This window comes from Cryobacterium sp. MP_3.1 (assembly GCF_035984795.1).
Classification (GTDB): Bacteria; Actinomycetota; Actinomycetes; order Actinomycetales; family Microbacteriaceae; genus Cryobacterium; species Cryobacterium zongtaii.
On sequence record NZ_JAXCHV010000004.1, the window covers coordinates 12623 to 34459 of the forward strand.

The window sequence follows — 21837 nt, forward strand, 5'->3', positions numbered from 1 at the left end:
AGTCTCTCGTTGGGTGCGGGCGGGGAACGGGCATCCATGCTGTGGATGTGGTGCGGTGGAACGTGGAGGGGGTCGGGCTGGTCAGTAGGGGAAGTGCGGGATGCCGGTGTTCGAGGCGACACCTCGGGCCTCGCCGTGCCGGTCGATGCCGAGGCCCGCGAGGAGGCGCCCGCGCAGCTCGGCGAGTTCCGCCGAGCCGCGGTCGCGGGGCCGGTTGCCGGGCACGGTGAGTTCCTGCACGATCGTGGCACCGGGTGTCGTGGCGCCGCCGACGGCCTGTGCGGCACCCGTCGTGGCCGGCTCCTGGCCGAGCAGGATGATCCGGTCGGCCAGCTGCAGAGCCTCGTCGACGTCGTGGGTGACGAGCAGCACCGTGGTGGGGGCGGCGGCGTGCACGTCGAGTAGGAGGTCCTGCATCTTGAGCCGGGTGAGGGCATCCAGTGCGCCGAAGGGTTCGTCGAGCAGCAGTACGCCGGGGTTGCGGGCCAGGGCGCGGGCCAGCGACGCGCGCTGCGCCATGCCGCCGGAGATCGCGGCGGGCCGGTGCCCGGCGAAGACCGTGAGGCCCACGAGTTCGAGCAGCTCGGCGACGCGGGCGCGGCCGGCCTCGCGTGCGGTGCCGCGCGGCAGGCCGAGGGACACATTGGCCGCCACCGTGCGCCAGGGCAGCAGGCGCGGCTCCTGGAACCCCACCGCGCAGCGGGTGTCGAAGGCGGTGCTTGGCGTGCCGTCGATCTGCACCGAGCCGGTGCTGGGGGAGTCCAGCCCGCCCGCGATGCGCAGCAGGGTGGACTTGCCGCAGCCGCTGGTGCCGAGGATCGCGAGGACCTCGCCGGGACGCACGGTGAGCGACACGTCGCGCAGCACCGGGCGGGCGGCACCGGATGCCACGGTGCCGCTGCTCGGCGCGAAGGTGCGCCCCAGCCCGGCGAACTCCACGGCGAGGGCCGCCTTGGTGGTCGCCGGCCGGACGGTCCGGTCGCGCTCCGACACGCCGCCGAGCCCCGCGGCGCGGCGGGCGGCGGTGCTCGTGGCGGTGCTGGCAGACATGGGCGTCCGATCGGTTGGGAGGTCGACGTTTTCTCGACGCTATCCAGCCGGCCGGGCCGGCGCACGCCCCTCCGCAACGCAACGTAGTAATCGGGTGTCGGGCGCGCGGGCGAGGACGCCGGACTTCACGCCCAGGAGTTGGGATGATTGACCCATGACTCGAACCGTTTCCGGAGCCCGCGTGCTGATCACCGGCGCCGCCATGGGCATGGGCCGCCTCTACGCCGAGCGGGCCGTCGCCGAGGGCGCACGGACCGTGATCCTGTGGGACCGGGACGCCGCCGCGCTCACGGCGACCGCCGCCATCCTCACCGAACGTGCCGGCGGCAGCACCCAGATCGCCCCATACGTCGTCGACATCGCCGACCTCGGCGCGATCGCGCAGACCGCCCAGCGGGTGCGCACCGAGGTGGGCAACCCCGACATCGTGATCAACAACGCAGGCATCGTGCGCGGGTCGTTCTTCTGGGAACACGACAACGGCGACGACACCCGCGCCACGATGCAGGTGAACGCCCTGGCCCCGATGTACATAACCCGGGAGTTCCTGCCCGCCATGATGCGCAACCCGTACCGCGAATCGCGCATCGTCAACATCGCCTCCGCCGCCGGGATGCTCTCCAACCCGCGAATGAGCGTCTACGCGGCCTCCAAGGCCGCCGTGATCACCTGGAGCGATTCGCTGCGCCTCGAGCTCGCCCAGCAGGGCTTCGACCACGTGCGGGTCAGCACCATCGCGCCCAGCTACATCTCCACGGGCATGTTCGACGGCGCCCGCGGCCCGTTGTTGACCCCCGTGATGACCCCGGAGTACGTGGTCAACCGGGTCTGGCGGGCGATGCTCGCAGGCTCGCCCCAGCTGCTGATGCCGTGGACCGTCGGCTTCTCCAAGAAACTGCGCGGCGTGCTGCCCCTGGCGGCCTGGGATGCCGTGGCCGGCCGGGTCTTCGGCGTGTACAGCTCGATGGACACCTTCGTCGGGCGCCGCTGACCGGATCTGCGCAGTCCACCCGCCGCGCCGAGTTGCCTCGTTGCGGACCAGTTGCCCCGGTGTGCCGGGGCAAGTCGTCCGCAGGTGGGCAACTCGGTGATTGAGCCTGCGGGATGGCCGGGCTCGGTTGACATTCGTTTGTTCCGCGACGTACGATGGAAACGATTCCATGGAAACGATTCCACGGGTCGCCGGAGTCATCAGAAATACCACGCACGCACACACAAGGGAGTGGCTGTGGAAGCCGTAACGATCAAGGACGTCGCCGCCCGCGCTGGCGTCTCGGTGGGCACGGCCTCCAGGGTTCTGTCGGGCAACCCGGCCACCTCGGCCGACACCCGCGAACGCGTCGCCGCCGCGGCCGCCGAGCTGGACTACCAGCCCAACGCCCAGGCCCAGGCCCTGCGGTCCACCCGGTCCAACTCCCTCGGCCTGCTGGTACCGGATGTGCGCAACCCCTTCTTCGCCGACCTCGCGCACGCCGCCGAACAGGCGGCCCTCTCGGCCGGCTACGTCACCCTGCTCGGCAACGCCAACGAGCGTAACGACCAGCAGGACCGCTACCTCGACACCCTCATCTCCCGTCGGGTCGACGGAGTGATCGTCGCCCCCGTCGGCGACGACGGTGGCCGGCTGCGGGCCCTGATCGAGCGCGAGATTCCCACGGTGCTCGTGGACCGTACCGTTCCCGGCCTCGACCTGCCCAGTGTCACCACCGACAGCGAGACCGGCATCCGCCAGGCCGTGCAGCACCTCGCCGAACAGGGCCACACCCGGATCGGCTACATCTCCGGCCCACAGGCCACCTCCACCGGCCGGGACCGCTTCGCGGCCTTCACCCGCGCCGTCGCCGAGGCCGGCCTCAGCCAGGACCCCGAGCTGGTCTACTTCGGTGACTACCAGGCCGCCAGCGGCTCGGCCGGCGTGCACGCCCTGATGCAGCTGGCCAGCTCGCCCACCGCTCTGCTCGCCGCCGACAGCCTGATGGCCGTCGGCGCCATCAGCATCCTGCACAGGCTCGGTCTGCGCATCGGCACCGACATCGCCCTCGTCGCCTTCGACGACATCGAGTGGTTCGCGCTGCTCAACCCGGCGCTGAGCGTCATCGCGCACAGCGTCGAAGACATGGGCCGGATCGCCGTGGACCTTCTGTTGCAGGTCATCGCCGGGCACACCCCGGAGTCGGTGGTGCTCCCCAGCGAACTGATAGTGCGGGCCTCCTCGGCCACGCCCATCCGCCCCACGACACAGCCTGAGCAAAGGAGCCAGCAATGACCGTGAACCCCCTGATCACCTTGCAGAACGTGACAAAGACCTTCGGCCAGGTCACCGTCATCCAGGACGTCACCGTGAGCGTCTACCCCGGCCAGGTGCAGGTGCTGCTCGGCGAGAACGGCGCCGGCAAGTCCACCCTGATCAAAATGGTCGCCGGCGTCTACCAGCCCGACGGCGGCCAGATCCTCGTCGACGGCGCCGTGACCAGCCTGCCCAGCACCCGCGCCGCCGAAGAACACGGCATCGCCACCATCCACCAGGAACTCAACCTCGTGGCCACCATGAGCGTGGCCGAGAACGTGATGCTCGGCCGGATGCCCACCAAGCTCGGCATGGTCGACCGCAAGGAACTCCGCCGGCAGGCCCGCGCGGCACTGGCCCTGATCGGCCTCGAGATCGACGTGGACACCCCGGTCGGCCAGCTCGGCATCGCCCGCCAGCAGCTGGTGGAGATCGCCAAGGCCCTGAGCATCAACGCCCGGGTGCTGATCCTCGACGAACCCACCGCCGCGCTCACCCGGCACGAGACCCAGGCCCTGTTCGCCGTGATGGCCGACCTCCGCAAGCGCGGTGTCGGCATGCTCTTCATCAGCCACCACCTCGACGAGATCGCCGAGGTCGGCGACACCGTCACCGTCATCCGCGACGGCCACTTCATCGCCGAGGTTCCCGCCTCCACTCCCGAAGACGAGCTGGTGAAGCTCATGGTCGGCCGCAGCATCGAGGACCAATTCCCGCGCCGCGCCGACGAGACTCCCGCGCTCACCGAGGTGCTCACGGTGACCAACCTCACCAGCGCCGGTCAGTTCGACGACATCAGCTTCTCCGTGCGCGCCGGCGAGGTGCTCGGCATCGCGGGGCTCGTCGGGGCCGGCCGTACCGAACTGATCCGCGCCATCGCCGGCGCCGACAAATACGACACCGGCTCCGTCACCGTGCGCGGTGCGCAGCTGCCCAAGGGTGACATCCAGGCGGCCATCCGGGCCGGCATCGGCCATGTGCCCGAGGACCGCAAGGGTCAGGGCCTGGTGCTGGACGCGTCGGTCAACGACAACCTCGGCTATGCCACGCTGGCCTCCAGCGCCAAGCTCGGCCTGGCCGACTTCACCGGCCAGCGCCGCCGCGCCGAGGCCGTGGCCGAGAAGCTGCGCATCCGGATGCACACCATCGACCAGCCGATCCGCTCACTCTCCGGCGGCAACCAGCAGAAGGCCGTCTTCGGCCGATGGATCATCGCCGCCTCGACAGTGCTGCTGCTGGACGAACCGACCCGCGGCGTGGACGTGGGCGCCAAGGTCGAAATCTACGAACTGATGAACTCGATCACCGCAGCCGGCGGAGCCATCGTCATGGTTTCCAGCGAACTGCCCGAGATCCTGGGCATGAGCGACCGCATCCTCGTCATGCGCGACGGCCGACTGGCCGGCGAACTCAGCGCAGTGGATGCCACCCAAGACACCGTCATGACTCTTGCTGCCCGCGACGTCGCCGCGCAGCGCTGAAACCGAAGGAACTGAAACCATGTCCACGACCACGCTCGCGCCCACCCGACGCTCCTTCGACTACAAGACCTTCCTGGCCAACAACGGCGCCCTGGTCGGCCTGGTGGTGCTCTGCATCGCCCTGGTCATCGCCACGCCGGACTTCCTGACCGGCCAGAACCTGCTCAACATCGGCATCCAGGTGTCGACAGTGGCGGTGCTCGCCTTCGGCATGACCTTCGTCATCGTCGCCGGCGGCATCGACCTGTCTGTCGGCGCCGTCGCGGCCCTCTCGGCCATGGCCTCCGGCTGGTTCTTCGTCAGCGCCGGCCTGCCCGGCTGGATGGCGCTCGTCGGCGGCCTCGTCGTGGGCCTGCTCGCCGGCGTCATCAACGGCGCCGCGAACGCCTACGGCAAGCTGCCCTCCTTCATCGCCACCCTGGCCATGCTCAGCGTGGCCCGCGGCCTCACCCTGGTGATCTCCGACGGCCGGCCGATCAAGACCGCCCCTGAGGTGTCGTTCCTCGGCGGCAACATCGGCCCGGTGCCGATGCCCATCGTGATCCTGGTCCTGGCCGCGCTGGTGGCCTCCTTCATCCTCAACCGCACCGTGCTCGGGCGCTCCATGTACGCCGTCGGCGGCAACGCCGAGGCCGCCCGGCTCTCCGGCCTGCCGGTGAAGCGCATCATCGTCACGGTCTTCGCCCTCGCCGGCCTCTTCGCCGCGCTGGCCGGACTGCTCCTGGCCGGCCGGCTCGACTCCGCCCAGCCGCAGGCCGCCGCCGGCTACGAACTGGATGCCATCGCCGCCGTCGTCATCGGCGGAGCCTCCCTCTCCGGCGGGCTCGGCAAGATCTCCGGCACCTTCATCGGCGCCCTGGTGCTCGTCGTCATCCGCAACGGACTCAACCTGCTCAACGTGTCGTCGTTCTGGCAGCAGGTGGTCATCGGGCTGGTCATCGCCCTCGCGGTGGGCGCCGACGTGCTGCGCCGCAAGACCCGTAACAGCTGAGCCTTTTCCCTACTTACCTCACACCGACCCACCACAACAAAGGAAACACAATGAAGTCATCCTCCTTTCGCCGTATCGCCGCCGTCACCGCCACGGCAGCACTGATCCTCGCCGGCACCACCGCCTGCGGCCGCGGCGGCGGCGACGAGGCCAGCGGGCCGAAGATCGTGCTCGCGATCTCCACCCTGAACAACCCGTTCTTCGTCGAGCTGCGCGACGGCGCCCAGGCCGCCGCCGACGAGGCCGGCGTCGACCTCTACATCGTCGACGCCCAGAACGACTCCGCCACCCAGGCCAACCAGCTGGCCACGGCCACCGCCGGAAGCACCAAGGCCGTCATCGTCAACCCGGTCGACTCCGACGCCGCCAGCGCCTCGGTGAACGCGCTGATCGCCGCCGACATCCCGGTCATCGGCGTCGACCGCACGGTCAACGACGCCGACCTGACTTCCCTCGTCGCCAGTGACAACGTCGCCGGCGGCAAGCAGGCCGCCGATGAGCTCGCCGCAGCCATGGGGGAGAAGGGCACCGTCATCTCCCTGCAGGGCGTATCGGGCACCTCCGCCAGCCGCGACCGCGGCGCCGGCTTCGACGAGGGCATCGCCGCCTACCCCGACATCACCGTCGTCGCCGAGCAGACCGCGAACTTCGACCGGGCCTCCGCACTCGACGTCACCACCAACCTGCTGCAGGCCAACCCCGGTGTCACCGGCATCTTCGCCGAAAACGACGAGATGGCCCTCGGCGCCATCCAGGCTCTCGGCGCCCGCGCCGGCTCCGAGGTGTCCGTTGTGGGCTTCGACGGCACCGCGGATGGCCTGGCCGCCATCTCGGACGGCTCGCTCTACGCCACCGTCGCCCAGCAGCCCGCCGAACTCGGCAAGCTCGCCATCGAACTGGCCGTCAAGGCCATCAACGGTGAGGATGTCGAAGCGACAGTCCCCGTCGACGTCGTTGCCGTCACGAAGACGAACGTGGGCGACTTCTCCAAGTGACCCCGCCAACCCCGCACCCAGACTCCGCGGCGACCCTGACCGGGGTTGTCGTGGTCGGCTCGATCAACGCCGACCAGGTCACCACCGTCGCGCGTCATCCGCTGCCGGGCGAGACTCTGATCGGCACCTCGATCACCGTTCTGCCCGGCGGTAAGGGCGCCAACCAGGCCGTCGCCGCGGCCCAGCTCGGCGCCCGGGTGAGCATGGTCGGCGCGGTCGGCCTGGACGCCCTGGCCTCCTCGGCCACGGCCATCCTCGAATCCGCGCAGGTCGACCTGTCCAGCGTGCGGGCCGTGGACGGGCCCACCGGCCTGGCCCTGATCACGGTGGCCGCCGACGGTGAGAACACCATCGTCGTCATCCCCGGGGCCAACGCCGCGGTGGATGCCGGTGTCGTCGGCCAGAGCGCCGGCCTCATCGCCGGGGCCGCCGTGGTGGTGCTGCAGGGCGAGATCCCCGCAGCAGGAAGCGCCGCCGCCGCCCGGCTGACCCGCGGGCGCCTGGTGCTCAACCTGGCCCCGGTGATCGAGCTCGACCCCGCCACGGTCGCGGCCGCCGACCCCCTGATCGTGAACGAACATGAGGCCGCGCTGCTCCTGGCGCAGCTCACGCCCGGCACAGCGCCACCCGCGACGGACGCCGAGGCGGTGGCCCGGCTGCGCGAGTGGGGGGTGGCCTCTGTTGTGCTCACCCGCGGTGCGCTCGGCGCGATCGTCTCCGACGCCGAGGGCACCGAAACGGTGGCGTCCCCCGTCGTGGAGGCGGTCGACAGCTCCGGCGCTGGCGACGCCTTCGTGGGCGCTGTGAGCGCCCGGCTCGCCGCCGGGGACACCCTGCGCGAGGCGGCCCGGCTGGCCGTGCGGGTGGGGGCGTTCGCAGTGCAGTCCCGGGGAACGCAGCCGTCCTATCCGCACGAGGGCGACAGCCTTCCCGAGGTCCGTCCCGATGCAGCCGCCGATTCGGCGATCGACTCCGCCACCGAGAAGAACGAGGCACACCCGTGAAACGCGCCGGCATCCTGAACGCCGACCTGAACGCGGCCCTCAGCCGCCTGGGTCACGGTGACATCGTCCTCGTCGCGGACTGCGGCATGCCCGCACCCGCCGGCGTGCCGGTGATCGACCTTGCCCTGGTGCACGGCGTGCCGCGCTTCGAGCAGGTTCTCGACGCGCTGCTGGGCGAACTCGTCGTCGAGCGTTGCGTGGCCGCGTCGGAGGCACAGGGCACGGAGGCCGGGGACTGGCTGAGCGGGCGCTTCACCGACATCGAGTACATCGGACACGGTGACCTCAAGGTGCTCTCGGCGTCTGCGCGGGTGTTCGTGCGCACCGGGGAAGCCACCGCGTTCGCCAATGCCGCGCTCGTGTGCGGGGTGCCGTTCTAGGCGGCAGCCGCAGACCACGGCTGGACACTGCCGCCGATTAGGTTAGCCTTTCCATCCTCTGATCAGGGGGATTAGGCAAGGCTTTCCAGGCTGGCGGAGTCGGCGGGGGGTGCCTATGGTGACTCTATGGCCATCCTCTCGCCCCCGCTGTTCAGGCCCTTTCACGCCGCCCCGGATGCCGCACCGCGCGCCCAAACAGAGGGCGCTTCGCTGGGCGGCAGCCTGGCCACCCGGCTCAACTGGCTGCGCGCCGGCGTGCTCGGCGCCAACGACGGCATCGTGTCCGTGGCCGCGATCGTGGTCGGCGTCGCCGGTGCCGGCGCCTCCACGCCGGCCATCGTGGCGGCCGGCGCGGCAGGGCTCGTCGGCGGGGCCATCTCGATGGCGCTGGGCGAATACGTCTCGGTGAGCAGCCAGAGTGACAGCCAGCGCGCCATGATCGAGAAGCAGAAGCGCGAGCTGCGCGACGACCCGGCCGGCGAACTCGACGTGCTCACCACCCTTTACGAGGAGCGCGGGCTGGCCCCGGCCACCGCCCGCCAGGTGGCGCTCGAGCTCACCGAGAAGGATGCCCTCAAGGCGCACCTCTCGCTCGAACTCAACATCGTCGAAGAGGATGTGGCCAGCGCCTGGCACGCCGCCGCCGCCTCGGCCCTGGCCTTCACGCTCGGAGCGATCCTGCCGTTGCTGGCGATCCTGCTACCGCCGGAGAACGTCCGGGTCCCGGTGACGTTCCTCGCCGTGCTGGTGGCCCTGGCCCTCACCGGCGCGCTCGGCGCCCGACTCGGCGGCAGTCGCCTCGCCCGCGCCACCGTGCGCGTGGTCACCGGCGGTGCCGCGGCACTCTTCGTCACCTGGCTGGTCGGCACCCTGCTCGGCACCAGCGTCTTCTAGGGGCGCACGCGCGCGGCCGGGAGTGCCCGTTCGTGAGTTGCCGCACAGTGCCCCCACCGGGCGTCTGAGGGGGCGTTTTGCGGCAAGTTGAGACGTTGCGGCTAGACCAGGCCGAGCAGTCTCGCCGCGCCGACGAGGCAGGCGCCGGCCACGGCGAAGAACACCAGCACCCAGAACAGGCCGGGCAGGTGGCTGAGCCGGGCCAGCTGGTCGGCGTCCGAGGCGGTGCCGCCGCGGCGCGACCGGGTGACCTGCAGCTCGACGACGGTGCGCAGGGCGCCGAGCAGCAGGAACGCGGTGACCAGCACGGCGAAGATGCTCTGTACGGTGGGCGAGCCGAACCAGGTGACCGCGAAGACCACCGCCGCGGTGACCGCCACCGACCACAGCCCGAACCAGTTGCGGATCTGCACCAGCAGCAGCGCCAGCGCCGCAAGCAGCGCCCAGAGCAGGCCGATGTCGTGGCCGCGGCTGAGCATCCATGCCGCCCCGAGCCCGAGCAGGGCCGGCGCCGTGTACCCGGCGAGCAGGGTGAAGACCATGCCGGGCCCGCGCGGCTTGCCGCGGCTCACGGTGAGGCCGGAGGTGTCGGAGTGCAGCCGGATGCCCTGCAGCCGGCGGCCGCCGAGAGCCGCGACGAGCCCGTGGCCGCCCTCGTGCACGATCGTGATGCCGTGCCGGGTCAGTTTCCAGGCCGGCGGCACCAGCACGAGCAGGGCGGCCGCGGCGATGGTCACCCACACCGTCAAAGCCGGCAGGGGAGCGTTCGTGGCCGAGACGCGGGTCCAGAATTCGAGGAGCAGGTCCATCTCAGCCCTGCGCGGCCAGGACCATTTCCAGGTGCCGCTCCGAGGTGCGGTGCGGGTCCGTGATGTAGTCGCCGGTGGGGCGGGCGCCGTTCTTCTCGTAGAAGCGGATGGCGCGGTGATTGCTCTCGTGAACGTGCAGGTAGATCCGGTCGAGGTGCTGCTCGTCGGCGACCCAGGTGCGGACGGCGCCGAGCAGTCGCGTGGCCACTCCGGTGCGGCCGCGATAGGAGGGGTCGACCCAGACGCCCACCAGGTTGGCGCGAACCGGGCCGCCGATCGGCGGCTCGCCCGGCCGGTAGCTCGGCGGACCGGAGGACACAAAGGCGGCCATCGTGCCGACCCACTGTTCGCCGGGGGTGCGTGCGACAACCTGGAAGCTGGTGGGTTCGGTGTTCCGGGCGCCGCGCTGACGCCAGTCAGTTTCGGTGAGCGCGAGGACGGCGGCGAATGATTCGAAGAAGCCCAACGGGAAGTTCGCGATGGACCGGAGACGGATATCGCGCAGGCCTGCCCAGTCGTCAGCGGTGGGGCAGTAGAGCTCCATAGCGCGGGGCGCGGCGGGTGTTCGTGTTTCGGCCATCCATGGAGGCTAGTCGTGTTCTCTGACCAACGGGTCAATCGTTCCGACGGCGCCCGAATCGTCGGCGAGGGTTCGTGCCTGATGGACCCGCTTACCGCACCAGGATCGTCCCCATCATCCCGGCGTCCTCGTGGTCGAGGATGTGGCAGTGGTAGACGGTGCGTCCGGCGAAGTCGGCGAAACTGATGCGCACTGTGGTCTGCCCGCGGGCCGGCACGTTCACCACATCGCGCCACACGACTGCAGCCTCGGCGGTGCCGCCCCGATCGACGATCTGCATCGGCCACACGTGCAGGTGCACCGGATGGTCCATCTCGCTCGTGTTGCGCAGCGTCCACTCCTCCACGCTGCCGGCCAGCACCGTCGTGTCGAGGCGCTCCGGGTCGAACTCCTGCCCGTTGATGGTGAAAGTCATCATCGAGCCGCCGCCCATACCCATTCCCATGTCGAAGCTGAGTTCGCGCCGAGCCGTCACGGTCGCACCGCGCAGGTCGAGCGGTGCCGGCTGGCGTGGCACGGCCCCCGGCGCCGCCACCGGGTCCCCGGTCACCGTGACAGTCGCGAGGGCGACCTCGGTGCCCGTCGCGGCCTGACCGGAGCCGCCCATCATGCCGCCGGAGGTCGCGGTGCCCCGGTCGTAGGCCAGGGTGCGCAACTCGGTTCCGCCCTCCACCGCGGTGACGAGGACATCGGCCCGATTGCCCGGCGCGAGCAGGATCTCGTCCACCTCCGCCGGTCTTCCGAGGCGACCGGAGTCGATGCCGAGCAGCTGCAACCGTTGACCGTCGAGGCGCAGTCGGAGGTATCTGGAGACGCACGCGTTCACGATCCGCCACCTCTCGCGCTCGCCGGGTCGTAGCGCCAGGACAGGCGCCAATTGACCGTTGACCAGCACAAGCTCGCCCTCCCGGCCCTGCATCCGGTCCGCGGCGGATGCGTCCGCGACCGCACCGACGCCGTCGAGCGTGACGTCCGAGATCACCAGGACCCGTTCCCGGCTGCTCTCGATGGGCACCGGGTCGTCGATGACGATGGTGCCGTACAGGCCGCCGAAGACCTGGTCGGCGACGGTGCCGTGGTGGTGCGGGTGGTACCAGTACACGCCGGGCGGGTGGTCGGCCGGCAGCCGGTACTCGTAGTGGAAGGACTCACCGGTCTTCACCATGACGGCCATGTTGTCGCCGTTCCCCTCCGGCGACACGTGCAGGCCGTGCACGTGCAGGTTGGTCGGGCCGGCCAGGCCGTTGACCAGCGTGACCCGCAGCCGGTCGCCGGGAACGAGCCGCAGCGTGGGGCCGGGCAGGCCGCCGTTGTAACCGAGCACCCTCGCGCTGCGCCCGCCGATCACGGTCGTGGCCGGTGTGGCGGAGAGGGTGACATCGAGCAGCCCGCCGCTGCTCGTCAGCTCGTCGGGCTGGTGCAGGTCGTCACCGCCGACGAACCCGGCTGTGCCCGACGGCCAGGTCGCCCAGAGCGCGGCCGCTCCGCCCGCCACGGCGATGACGCCCAGCCCGCCCAGGGCCAGAACGGTGCGCCGGCTGACGGGGCGGGCCAGGGCTGGCGGTTCCTGATTCCGGGGTGCTGCCGGAGGCGCCCGCATCAGGACACCGGTCTCGGCGTGGCGTCGGGGTGGCGGGCGCCGAGCACCCGGGCTGTGCTCACCTGGGGCCGCAGGTCGAGGCGCCGAAGCAGCTGCGCGTTCACGGCCACCACCACCGTCGAGGCCGACATCAGCAGCGCACCCACTTCCATCGGCAGCACAAAGCCGATCGGGGCGAGGACTCCGGCGGCCAGCGGCACCGCGAGCAGGTTATAGCCGGCGGCCCACCACAGGTTCTGCGTCATCTTGCGGTAGCTGGCGCGGGAGAGCTCGATCACCGAGAGCACCGATCGGGGGTCGTCGCTGGCCAGGATGACGCCGGCGGAGGCGATCGCGACATCCGTACCGGCGCCGATGGCGATGCCCACGTCGGCCTGGGCCAGAGCCGGAGCGTCGTTGACCCCGTCGCCCACCATGGCCACCCGGTGACCTTCCTGTTGCAGCTGCACCACGGCGGCGGCCTTTCGGTCGGGGTGCACGCCGGCGAAGACCCTGTCGATGCCGAGCTGGGCGGCCACATTGTGCGCCACGGCCTCGGCATCGCCGGTGATCATCACCACCGCGATGCCCAGGGCGTGCAGGGCGGCGACGGCCTCCGTCGATTCCGGCCGCACCTCGTCGGCGAGGCCGATGGCGCCGATCACGCGGCCGTCTTGTAGCACGTGCAGCACGATGGCGCCCTCGGCGGCCCAGGCGTCGGTGTGCTCGAGCGGCTCGGCGTGATGGCGGCTGAGCAGGCTCGGCCCGCCCACCGCCACCTCGTGGCCGGCGACCGTGGCGCTCACGCCCACGGCGGTGGCCGCCCGGAACCCGGTGGCCGCTGGAACGGATCGGCCGCGGGCCGCGGCGACGATGGCCGTGGCCAGCGGATGCTCGCTGTCGGCCTCCACGGCGGCCGCCAGGGCGAGCACGTCCTCCTCGGTGTGACCGGCGGCGGCGTGCACGTGACTGACCACGGGTTCGCCCCGGGTGAGAGTGCCGGTTTTGTCGAACAGCACGGTGTCGACGGTACGCATGCTCTCCAGGGCGAGCCGGTCGGTCACGAGCACCCCGCCGCGGGCGGCCCGCTCGGTCGCGATCGACACCACCAGCGGAATCGCCAGGCCCAACGCGTGCGGGCAGGCGATCACCAGAACGGTGATGGTGCGCATCACGGCATCCTCCGGGCTGCCGAGCAGGGTCCACGCGATCGCGGTGAGCAGACCGACACCGAGCGCGAACCAGAACAGCCAGCCGGCCGCCCGATCGGCCAGGCGCTGCGCCCGCGAGGACGAGGCTTGCGCCTCGGCTACGAGCCGGCGGATGCCCGCGAGCGCGGTGTCGTCGCCGACCGCGGTCACCCGCAGCCGCAGGGCCGTGTCGGTGGCGACGGTGCCGGCCACGACCGCGGCGCCGGGGCCGCGGCGCACCGGACGGGATTCGCCCGTGATCATCGACTCGTCCACATCGGCGGTGCCCTCGGTGACCTGTCCGTCGGCGGGGATCCGGGCGCCCGGTCGCACGATGACCAGGTCGCCCACCTCGAGGTCGGCGGGAGCGACAAGAGTGACGGTGCCGTCATCCACCCGCTCGGCCTCGTCGGGCAGCAGCGCCGCCAGCGATTCGAGCGCGGACGAGGACTGCGCCAGCGAGCGCATCTCGATCCAGTGGCCGAGCAGCATGATCACGATCAGCAGCGCGAGCTCCCACCAGAAATCGAGCTCCATGGCCAGGATGCCCAGGCTCGCGCCCCAGGAGGAGAGGAACGCCACGGTGATCGCCAGTGCGATCAGCAGCATCATGCCGGGAGAGCGCTGCCTGAGCTCGGCCACCGCGCCGGTGAGGAACGGGCGGCCGCCCCAGACGTACATCACCGTGCCCAGCAGCGGCGAGACCCAGACGACCCAGGCGGCGTGGGGCAACTCATAGCCCAGGAGCATGGAAAACATGCCGCTGAAGACCACGACGGGAACGGCAAGCACCAGCATCAGCCAGAACAGTTGGCGGAATCGGGCGACGTGATCGCCGTGCCCGGCATGTCCCATGGCCCCATGGTCCATCGAGGTGTGGTCCATCGATTCGTGGTCCGTGTCGGCGTGATTCATCGCGGCCTGATCCGCCGGAGAGGCGCCGTCGGTGGGCTGGTCGATGTGGTGATCCGGGTGGGAAGGCATACCCTTACGCTATACCCCCTAGGGGTACCAGGCAAGGGCAATGAGACTACCGTGGGGGTCACGATCACTTGTGCTCGTCAGGAAAGGAACCTGGATGATGTGGGGATACGGAATGAACCCGGCCTGGCTCTGGCTCTACGGGTTGCTATCGCTGGGCGCGGTCGTGCTGCTCATTGTGTGGACCGTGCGGGTGTTCCGCGACGACTCGCCCGGCCCGGTGGGCCCGCGCAGGAGCAATGCCCGACGGATCCTCGACGAGCGCTACGCACGCGGCGAGCTCACGGCCGAGCAGTACCGCCAACAGGTCACCGAGCTCGGCGAACAGCCCTGAGCGGGTTCCGGCGCGGCCGAGCGGCTACCTAAAGGCGGAGAATTTCGGGACTCGCCGGGCCGGCGACCACGACACGCCGACACGGCCGGAAGATCTCCGCCTGTACCGCAGGCGCGGACGGCAGGTCAGCCGAGATTGATGATCGCGGCCAGCAGATCGGGCTTGAGGGGCCGGTCCGCGAAGATGAGCCGTTCGAGCGCCGCGGTGGCGGGCTGGTCGGACGCCGTGCCGGCCACCCCCTGCCCGCGCCACACCAGGGTGAGCCCGATGCGCTCGAGCACCCGCACCGAGGCGGGGTTGCCGGCCAGAACGCGGGCGGTCACCGGATACGCCGAGGCCTGCGCCGCGGCGAGGGCCACCGTGGCGGCCTCGGTGGCCAGTCCGATTCCCCAGCTGGCCGGGGTCAGCCGGTAGCCGAAGTTGTGCGCCCCGCAGTCCATCAGCGTCGCCGAGGCCACCCCGATGAGCATTCCCGCCGCCAGGGTGGTGCCGGGCAGTGCAGTGCTGGGCAGGTCGTGCCGCAACCGAATCGCCCAGCGCCCCAAACCGGATGCGGCCCAGCTCTGCTCGCTCTCGTCGACCATCCGCTCGGCCTGTGCGAGGGCCGTGTGGCGGCCGGTCGGCAGGTGCAGCCAGGTTCCCGGGTCGGCGTAGATGGCGTGCACCTCGGCCACATCGGCCGCGGCGAGAGGTGCCAGTCGCAGGCGGGTCGTGCTGAGGAACTCGGGGGCGCTGGATTCGGGCACCTCCCCATGCTTCCACGATGCGCGGCGCCGGTCATCCGCAGGAGTTGTGCACCCCGCGCCCCGCACCGGTTGTGACGGGCTGAGCGCGGGGCGCTGTGGGGAGCGGTTAGCGCAGCGCGGAGATCTTCAGCGCCGCCGTCTTGAAGTTCTGGATGCGCTGCTCGTACCGCGCGGCGAGCACGATCAGCAGCACGCCGCCGATACCGAGCCAGAGCCACCACTGCACCGAGACGTAGAGCAGGGCGATCCACGGCCAGAGCTGGGCGAGCGCGTGCAGCAACAGCACCGTGGCGCCGAGCACGAACGGAGCCTGCAACCGCCGCGCGGTGCCGAGCAGCAGCACCGCGATGGCGACCACGCCGAGGCCCACCACGCGCCAGACCGGGCTGACGCTCAGGTCGAGCAGCAGCGACGGCACCAGCAGGAGGAGCAGGCCGGGGGCGAGCGCGGGCCAACTGCCCGCAGCGGGCACCCGCCGCAGGTGCACCAGCCCGGCCGCCACGAGCGCCAGCGCCAGCGGCACGGTGACGATCTCGACGGGGTCCGGCACGTCGTGGAACAGGCCGGCCACGAGCATCCCGGCGGCACCCGCGAGGGCCGCCCCGGCGATGAGCCGGCCCAGCGGGCTACGGTCGCCCCAGAACGCGGCCAGGAACACCGCCGCGAAGACCCAGACCACCAACGCCACCCGCACCGTTGCCAGCGGTGGGTAGCCCAGGGCGACCACTTCGGCGAGCACGGTGCCGAGCATGGCCGCGACGACGAGGCCATACCCACTGCGAAGCGGCAGGCTGGTGGCGTCGGCGGAATCGGTGCTGCGGGCAACCCAGACCAGGCAGGTTCCGGTGGCCACCAGGAGGGCGGCGGCCGGCAGCAGCCAGGCCTCCAGCTCGCCGCTCGGTCCGGCCGGGGCTCCGGGCAGGGTGAGGATCCGCAGGCCCGCGGCGGTCAGGACGGTGAGGGTGCCCACCAGGCAGGCCGGCCAGGCGAGCAGGGTCCAGCGTGGATGGGTTGTCTGCAGGGCGCCCAGGACGGCCAGGGCACCGCCGATCGCCAGGCTGAGCACCGCACGCACCGGGGTGCCTTCAGCGCCGAGGAGAGCGCTGGGCAGCACTAGCGCCGCCAGGCCCACGACGAGACCGGACTGCACCAGACGGGCCGAGGGGACCGGGAACGCGGTACCCCGCGCCCGGCCGATGACCCGCGCCGAGATCAGCTGACCGACGACCAGGGCGATCCCCAGCGGCACGGTGCCCACCTCGACGGGGTCGAGCAGGTCCCGGCCGAGACCGGCGACCAGCACCAGGAAGCCGGCGGCCACGAGCAGCCAGGCCAGCAGGACGCCCGCGCGGCTGCGGTCGAACCAGCGCACGGCGACCTGCAGCACGGCGAACAGCGCGATCAGGGCGATCACCCGGCCCGCGGCGAAGGCCGTATAGGGCAACGCGGCGGTTTCGGTCCCGAGGATGCCGGTGAGGGCGACGATGACGAGGCCGTAGCCGAGCAGACGGCGCGGACCGGCCGGGTCCACGGTCACCGTGACAGCGGCATCCATCGCGGCAGCATCCGCGTGAACCGGCCGTACCAGCGCCGGGGATCTGGCGATGATGACGTAGCCCGCGCCGATCAGCAGCAGGGCGGCCGGCAGGAGCCAGGCCTCGAGCCGCCCGTCCGGGCCGGCCGGCGAGCCGAGCAGCGGCCGGATGCGTCCCGACGCGGCGACGGCGACGGCCACGGCACCGACCAGGACGCCGGGCCAGGCCACAACCCGCCAGCGCGGCCGGCTGATCAGCAAGGCTCCGCCGACCGTGAGGATGCCGCCGACGGTGAGCACCAGTACCGGTCGCAGCAGGGCGCCCTGGGCACCCTCGACCGCACTGGGCAGCAGTACCAGACCCAGCCCCACGGCCAGCCAGGCCTGCAGAACCGGGCCGGCGGCAGACTCCCGCAGGGACGCCGGGTTCCGCGCCGGACCGAGAAGCCCGGCGGCCAGGAGCTGCCCGAGAATCAGGGAGAGCCCCAGCGGACCGGTGGTGAGTTCGAGCGGGGCGGGCAGGCCGAACCCGAGGCCGGCCAGGAGCGCGACCAGGCCTGCGGCCCAGCTGAACCAGGCGAGCACGGTGCCCGCGGGGCTGCGATCGAACCAGTGAAGGGCCACGTGCAGCACGGCGAACAGAGCGACCAAGGCGATCACGCGTCCCTCGGCGCACGGACCGAACGGCAGTGCCGCAGTTTCCGCGCCGAGGATGCCGAGCAGTGCCAGGCCGACGAGGCCGTAGCCGAAGCTCCGGCGCACGGTGCGGGTGCGGGTCGCCGTCGGAGCCGTCGCAACGGAGACGATGAACGGCGTGTGCCGGATGATGATGCCGCCGGTGACCACCAGCAGCAGCGCCGCGGGCAGCAGCCACGCCTCGAGGCGCCAGTCGGCGCCGGCCGCCGGCACCGTCACCAGCGCCAGGATGCGCCCGGTCGCCGTGACCACGACGGCCGCGGTTCCCACGAGCAGGCCGGGCCAGGCGAGCAGGCTCCACCGGGGGCGGCCCAGTAGTACGGCGCCCGCGACGGCGAGCAGGCCGCCGAGGGTCAGAGTGACCAGTTGGCGCACGGCGTCGTCGCTGAGGCCGGCGGCACCGAGGGTCGTGGCGCCGGGTGCGGCCGCCACGACGGCGCTGGGCAGCAGCGCCAGCGCGAGTCCGGCGCCGGTCCAGGCCCACGCTCCGGCGGGCCGGGCGCCATCCGTGGCCCGGAGGCGGGCCGTGACGAGCTGAGCGGCCACCAGAGCGAGTCCGACGGGCACCGTTACGAGCTCGAATGGCTCGACAGTGCCGCCGACGACGGCGGCGCCGGCAGCGAAGCCGGCCAGGGCGGCACAGGTCCACGCCGCGATGGTGCCCAGTGGCACCTGCGGCCACCACAGCGCCAGCACATGCCCGACGGACAGAACGCCCACGAGGGCGATTGCGCGGCCGGCCGCCAGAGCCGAGGTGTCGAACGAGGCCGTTTCCAGCACGGTGAGGGTGCCGAGGGCCACGACCAGGAGCACGACGGCAGCGCGGTCCCTGGCCAGGCGGGTGCGGGCATCCGGGTGGCGCACCAGCAGGAACGCCGCGACGGACGTGATGACCACGGTGGGCAGCAGCCACGCCTCGAGCAGCGGTCCCGTGGCGCCCGCGGTGTCGAGCAGGCGCAACGAGCGGGCGATGCCGGTGCTGATCAGCCCGAGAGCGCCGGCCAGCGCGGTCGCGGCCAGGTAGGCCGAGCGCGGCGGCGCCCAGCGCACGAGCGTGGCGCCGATGAGCAGCACCGCGGATGCCGCGCCGACGATGACCGGACGCACCGGCGACCCGGTCTGCATGCTGAGGGCCAGGGGCAGCAAGGCCACCGAGAGCCCGGCCAGGGTGAGCAGCGCGGCGCCCCGGCTGGCGGTGACGGCGCGGTCGATGCGACCGTAACGCCAGAGCAACGCGGCCAGCAGCAACAGCAGTCCGGCCAGGGGGAGCACGTAGGCCTCCACCGGGGTGGTGCCGGCGCGGGCCAGGCCCCACCAGAGCCCGGCGGTGGCCGCGACGAGCGAGAGCCAGCCGACATGGCGGCGCCAGGAGGCAGAGGCGAAGAGACCGTCGGCGTCGATCGCGGTGAGCAGCAGGACCACCGCGGTGAGCAGCAGCACCAGCCAGCCCAGCTCGGCGAGTCCGGGCCGCAGGAAGACGGAGGCGAGCACCACGGCGGCGCCGATCTCCAGGCCGGCCGACGAACGCGCCCGGCTGCCGGTGGTGCCGCCGATGGTGCGTGCGAGAGTGCGGAGGACCAGGGCCAGTGCCACCGTGAGCAGAGCGGCGATCGGCGCGGCGAGCACCGACACCGTGCCGGGCGCCTCGGTGAGGGAGATGAGGTTCACCGTGAGTGCGAGCACGGCGGGGGCCACGAGCAGCGCGCCGGTGAACCGCTCCCAGCGCAGGCCGCCGCCGCGGGTCAGGGTCCAGAGCAGCATCGCGGCCGCGATCAGCGCGGCGGCCAGGATGCCGGCGACAGGGACGGCAGGCGGCATCGTCGCCCGGTCGGCACCGCTCAGGCCGTCGATGATGCGCCCGGTGGGCAGTAGGACGCCCAACAGAGTCGGGGCGAACAGGGTCCAGAATCCTGCTCGGCGTTCTACGGCGGTGAATCCGCCGATCCGGCCCTGGGCCAGGAACAGCTGGAGCAGACCGGTGGCCGACGCCACGGCGAGGGCCACCAGCAGCCAGAGCATGGCCGGAGTGGGCGGCGCGGCCAGGGTGAGCGCTTCCGGAGCGGCGGCGGCGCCGACGAGGGTGAGCACGATCGCTCCGGACAGCAGAGCACCGCGGCCGCCGGCCTGAGACTCGCGGTTCAACAGCAGCCGGGCGACGAACACTGTCAGCACCGCCGACAGCGTGCCGAGCCACCAACTGGCGCTACTGGCCCAGCTCACGGTGTAACCGAGCGCTTCGCTGGCGATGAAGAGTGTCACGACAATCGGTCGGTAGCCGCCCAGTGTCAGACGCCCGGCGCGGGCGAGCAGGAGCACGGTGAGGGCGGCGGCGCCCAGCAGCAGATACAGCGGAAGCACCAGCCAGAGCGCCTCGGTGAACGGCACGGCCAGCAGTACCATGACCAAACCGAACCAGGCGAGTATCCGCAGGCGTGGGGCGAGCACCGCACCGGCCCGCCAGAACCCGGCCACCAGCACGGCGACGCCGGTCAGCGTGGCCAGTGCCCAGACGCTCATCTCGTTCACCGAGACGAGCGGATCGCCCGACGTCGTGAACGTCGAGAGCAGGGCGGAGGCCAGCGGCGCGGCGGCTGTGGCCAACGCAACCGCACCGATCGCGGCCACGAACGACGCGGCGGTGAGCGCGGCGGTGAGCAGGGCGATGCGGGCGGGGCCGGTCGCCCGGCGCCGCCAGGCGAGTTCGAGGCCCAGAGCGAGAGTGGCGATGGCCGGCAACGGCAGGGTCACGAGCAGGGTGTTGTCGTCGGTGCGCCAGACGAACACCTCGATGCCGAACACCACCGCCAGCGTGGCCAGGCTGGCGGATGCGTAGGCGAAAGACCGGTAGAGGGCACCCGGTGTGCGCCCGGTCAACGCGACGACGGCGTGAGCGAGAGCGCCCGCGGCGACGGCGCCGAATGTGAGCAGGGGAATCACCGTCTCGGCGGGAGCCACGAATCCGGCGGTCAGCGTGGCGGTGGCCAGGGCGAGGGCGGCCAGCGCGAGCAGGGCGATCCTCTCGGCCGTGCGGTCCACGGCGGGCCAGAACGAGGCCGTTCCCGGCCGGGTGAACCTGTGCAGGAGCGCGCCGGCTGCGACGCCCAGCGCGGCCAGGAACACCCGGGTGACCGGCTCGGCATCCGCGGCCAACCCGGCCGCGAGAAGACCCACAGCCGGTGCGGCCGCGGCGAAACCGGCCACGCTGGCCACCCGCAACGACGACACCGCGTGCCAGAGCAGGAACAGCGCGGTGCACACCGTCAGCGTCACGCCCCAATAGAGGAGGCCGTCGACGGTGCCGAAGCCGAACAGGTCGTTCTCCCGCAACGCCCAGGCGTCCAGGAGCACCAGCACCACGGCGAGAGCGCCGATGCCCTCTGCCGTGCTGACCAGACCCTTGCGCCGCAGCAGCCCCGCCGTGATCAGCATGGCCACGGTGAAGAGCCCCACGATGGCCGAGCGTACGGCCAGGCCGGCGACGACGAAGGCCACGGTGAGGAAGACGATCGCCGCGACCGACACGAGGGTGACACCCACGAGCAGCAGCACGACCTGCACGCTCGAGCGCTTGTGCGGGGTCGGCCCCGTCGGCGTCGCCGGTGCGGGGGTGCTCGGCGGGGTCGGCGGCGTGTGGGCGGCCGGGCGAGCCGCCGGAGAAACACCGGGCAGAGCGAACGGGGGAACGGGCTGGGCGGACGGGGCGGGTTCGGCGGGCGCGGCGACGGTGGGCGAGGCCGGGGCCGCGGCGGCGACGCTGACCGGGGTCTGCGCGCCGGCCTGGGTGGCGGCGGATGCCTGTGCGAGGGCCCGCGCGGCGGCCTGTGCGGCACGCGCAGCCTCGGCGGCGCGCTGTGCTTGTGCCTGTGCCTGTGCCTGTGCCTGTGCCTGTGCCTGTGCCTGTGCCTGTGCTTGGGCCTGGCGCTCGGCCTCGTCGGCGTGTGCGGCCACCAGCTGCACCGCCAACAGCTGCTCTGCCGCAACGGCCCTGGCCGCCTCCGCCTCGGCCACTTCGAAGCGGATCTGACCGATCAGCTGCACCCGTCTGTCGAGGGCGGTGGCGGCATCCGTCGACGCAGTGAGCAGCTCACGGGCGGCCGGATGACGCAGGTCGAGCCCGCAGGACGGGCAGACCGGCGCCGGCAGCGTGGCCGCGCAGGCCGGGCAGCGGGTGGTGTCGGTGAGTTCGGCCGCGCTGAGCGGCCAGCGGAATCGCCCGACGTACTGCGCGAAGTCGCGAATGGCGCTGCTCGATGACATCAATCCCCCTGATGAATGGTGCGGCTTCCACAGGCTAGTGGTTCGACGG

At 71.9% G+C, this 21837-nt stretch carries 16 protein-coding genes; 9 read left to right on the forward strand and 7 right to left on the reverse strand.

What is annotated here, in order from left to right:
* Positions 1-81: 81 nt before the first annotated feature.
* Entirely contained in the window at positions 82-1050 is a 969-nt protein-coding gene (locus RCH12_RS04045) for an ABC transporter ATP-binding protein (RefSeq protein WP_327016108.1), read from the reverse strand.
* A 154-nt stretch (positions 1051-1204) separates the two neighbouring features.
* Here RCH12_RS04045 and RCH12_RS04050 point away from each other — a divergent pair, with 154 nt between their 5' ends.
* From RCH12_RS04050 to RCH12_RS04085, 8 genes are all read left to right on the forward strand, one after another.
* Positions 1205-2041: an SDR family NAD(P)-dependent oxidoreductase gene (locus RCH12_RS04050; protein WP_327016109.1), complete on the forward strand. Its 837-nt coding sequence runs from the start codon at positions 1205-1207 to the stop codon at positions 2039-2041.
* 237 nt (positions 2042-2278) lie between these two features.
* Positions 2279-3316, forward strand: a complete 1038-nt coding sequence (locus tag RCH12_RS04055) for a LacI family DNA-binding transcriptional regulator (protein WP_327016110.1) — start codon at positions 2279-2281, stop codon at positions 3314-3316.
* On the forward strand, positions 3313-4818 hold the full coding sequence (locus RCH12_RS04060) for a sugar ABC transporter ATP-binding protein (protein ID WP_327016111.1): 1506 nt from the start codon (positions 3313-3315) through the stop codon (positions 4816-4818). The genes RCH12_RS04055 and RCH12_RS04060 overlap by 4 nt, the downstream gene beginning before the upstream one ends.
* Positions 4819-4837: 19 nt before the next feature.
* On the forward strand, positions 4838-5809 hold the full coding sequence (locus RCH12_RS04065; protein WP_088457492.1) for an ABC transporter permease: 972 nt from the start codon (positions 4838-4840) through the stop codon (positions 5807-5809).
* A 50-nt stretch (positions 5810-5859) separates the two neighbouring features.
* Positions 5860-6804 (forward strand): substrate-binding domain-containing protein, encoded by a 945-nt coding sequence (locus RCH12_RS04070; RefSeq protein WP_327016112.1) that lies wholly within the window; start codon positions 5860-5862, stop codon positions 6802-6804.
* On the forward strand, positions 6801-7808 hold the full coding sequence (locus tag RCH12_RS04075) for a ribokinase (RefSeq protein ID WP_327016113.1): 1008 nt from the start codon (positions 6801-6803) through the stop codon (positions 7806-7808). Before RCH12_RS04070 ends, RCH12_RS04075 begins: the two co-directional genes overlap by 4 nt.
* A complete protein-coding gene (gene rbsD, locus RCH12_RS04080; RefSeq protein ID WP_088457490.1) occupies positions 7805-8188 on the forward strand; it encodes a D-ribose pyranase in 384 nt (127 codons plus the stop codon). The genes RCH12_RS04075 and rbsD overlap by 4 nt, the downstream gene beginning before the upstream one ends.
* Before the next feature lie 126 nt (positions 8189-8314).
* Entirely contained in the window at positions 8315-9082 is a 768-nt protein-coding gene (locus tag RCH12_RS04085) for a VIT1/CCC1 transporter family protein (RefSeq protein WP_088457489.1), read from the forward strand.
* A 101-nt stretch (positions 9083-9183) separates the two neighbouring features.
* Here the strand turns inward: RCH12_RS04085 and RCH12_RS04090 are convergent, their stop codons facing one another.
* The 4 genes from RCH12_RS04090 to RCH12_RS04105 form a co-directional block, all read right to left on the reverse strand.
* Positions 9184-9891 carry a M50 family metallopeptidase gene (locus tag RCH12_RS04090; protein WP_327016114.1) on the reverse strand — a complete coding sequence of 236 codons (708 nt, stop codon included), beginning with the start codon at positions 9889-9891 and terminating at the stop codon, positions 9184-9186.
* Position 9892: 1 nt separating this feature from the next.
* Positions 9893-10471: a GNAT family N-acetyltransferase gene (locus RCH12_RS04095; RefSeq protein WP_327016115.1), complete on the reverse strand. Its 579-nt coding sequence runs from the start codon at positions 10469-10471 to the stop codon at positions 9893-9895.
* A gap of 91 nt (positions 10472-10562) precedes the next feature.
* A complete protein-coding gene (locus tag RCH12_RS04100) occupies positions 10563-12071 on the reverse strand; it encodes a multicopper oxidase family protein (RefSeq protein WP_327016116.1) in 1509 nt (502 codons plus the stop codon).
* The gene (locus tag RCH12_RS04105; protein WP_327016117.1) at positions 12071-14224 is read right to left on the reverse strand and encodes a copper-translocating P-type ATPase; all 2154 of its coding nucleotides are present in this window, start codon (positions 14222-14224) and stop codon (positions 12071-12073) included. Before RCH12_RS04105 ends, RCH12_RS04100 begins: the two co-directional genes overlap by 1 nt.
* 94 nt (positions 14225-14318) lie before the next feature.
* On the opposite strand from RCH12_RS04105, the gene RCH12_RS04110 reads away from it, so the two are divergent.
* On the forward strand, positions 14319-14555 hold the full coding sequence (locus tag RCH12_RS04110; protein WP_088457484.1) for an SHOCT domain-containing protein: 237 nt from the start codon (positions 14319-14321) through the stop codon (positions 14553-14555).
* Positions 14556-14680: 125 nt separating this feature from the next.
* On the opposite strand, the gene RCH12_RS04115 is transcribed toward RCH12_RS04110, so the two are convergent.
* Positions 14681-15301 carry a GNAT family N-acetyltransferase gene (locus RCH12_RS04115; RefSeq protein ID WP_327016118.1) on the reverse strand — a complete coding sequence of 207 codons (621 nt, stop codon included), beginning with the start codon at positions 15299-15301 and terminating at the stop codon, positions 14681-14683.
* A gap of 106 nt (positions 15302-15407) precedes the next feature.
* Positions 15408-21788 (reverse strand): SCO7613 C-terminal domain-containing membrane protein, encoded by a 6381-nt coding sequence (locus tag RCH12_RS04120; RefSeq protein ID WP_327016119.1) that lies wholly within the window; start codon positions 21786-21788, stop codon positions 15408-15410.
* Between the last annotated feature and the right edge of the window lie 49 nt (positions 21789-21837).

Excerpts from the sequence above, each read along its gene's own strand:
- RCH12_RS04045 (WP_327016108.1), bottom strand. The coding sequence starts at position 1,050 with ATGTCTGCCAGCACCGCCACGAGCACCGCCGCCCGCCGCGCCGCGGGG.
- RCH12_RS04050 (WP_327016109.1), top strand. The coding sequence starts at position 1,205 with ATGACTCGAACCGTTTCCGGAGCCCGCGTGCTGATCACCGGCGCCGCC.
- RCH12_RS04060 (WP_327016111.1), top strand. The coding sequence starts at position 3,313 with ATGACCGTGAACCCCCTGATCACCTTGCAGAACGTGACAAAGACCTTC.
- RCH12_RS04065 (WP_088457492.1), top strand. The coding sequence starts at position 4,838 with ATGTCCACGACCACGCTCGCGCCCACCCGACGCTCCTTCGACTACAAG.
- RCH12_RS04070 (WP_327016112.1), top strand. The coding sequence starts at position 5,860 with ATGAAGTCATCCTCCTTTCGCCGTATCGCCGCCGTCACCGCCACGGCA.
- RCH12_RS04085 (WP_088457489.1), top strand. The coding sequence starts at position 8,315 with ATGGCCATCCTCTCGCCCCCGCTGTTCAGGCCCTTTCACGCCGCCCCG.
- RCH12_RS04090 (WP_327016114.1), bottom strand. The coding sequence starts at position 9,891 with ATGGACCTGCTCCTCGAATTCTGGACCCGCGTCTCGGCCACGAACGCT.
- RCH12_RS04095 (WP_327016115.1), bottom strand. The coding sequence starts at position 10,471 with ATGGCCGAAACACGAACACCCGCCGCGCCCCGCGCTATGGAGCTCTAC.
- RCH12_RS04100 (WP_327016116.1), bottom strand. The coding sequence starts at position 12,071 with ATGCGGGCGCCTCCGGCAGCACCCCGGAATCAGGAACCGCCAGCCCTG.
- RCH12_RS04105 (WP_327016117.1), bottom strand. The coding sequence starts at position 14,224 with ATGCCTTCCCACCCGGATCACCACATCGACCAGCCCACCGACGGCGCC.
- RCH12_RS04110 (WP_088457484.1), top strand. The coding sequence starts at position 14,319 with ATGATGTGGGGATACGGAATGAACCCGGCCTGGCTCTGGCTCTACGGG.
- RCH12_RS04120 (WP_327016119.1), bottom strand. The coding sequence starts at position 21,788 with ATGTCATCGAGCAGCGCCATTCGCGACTTCGCGCAGTACGTCGGGCGA.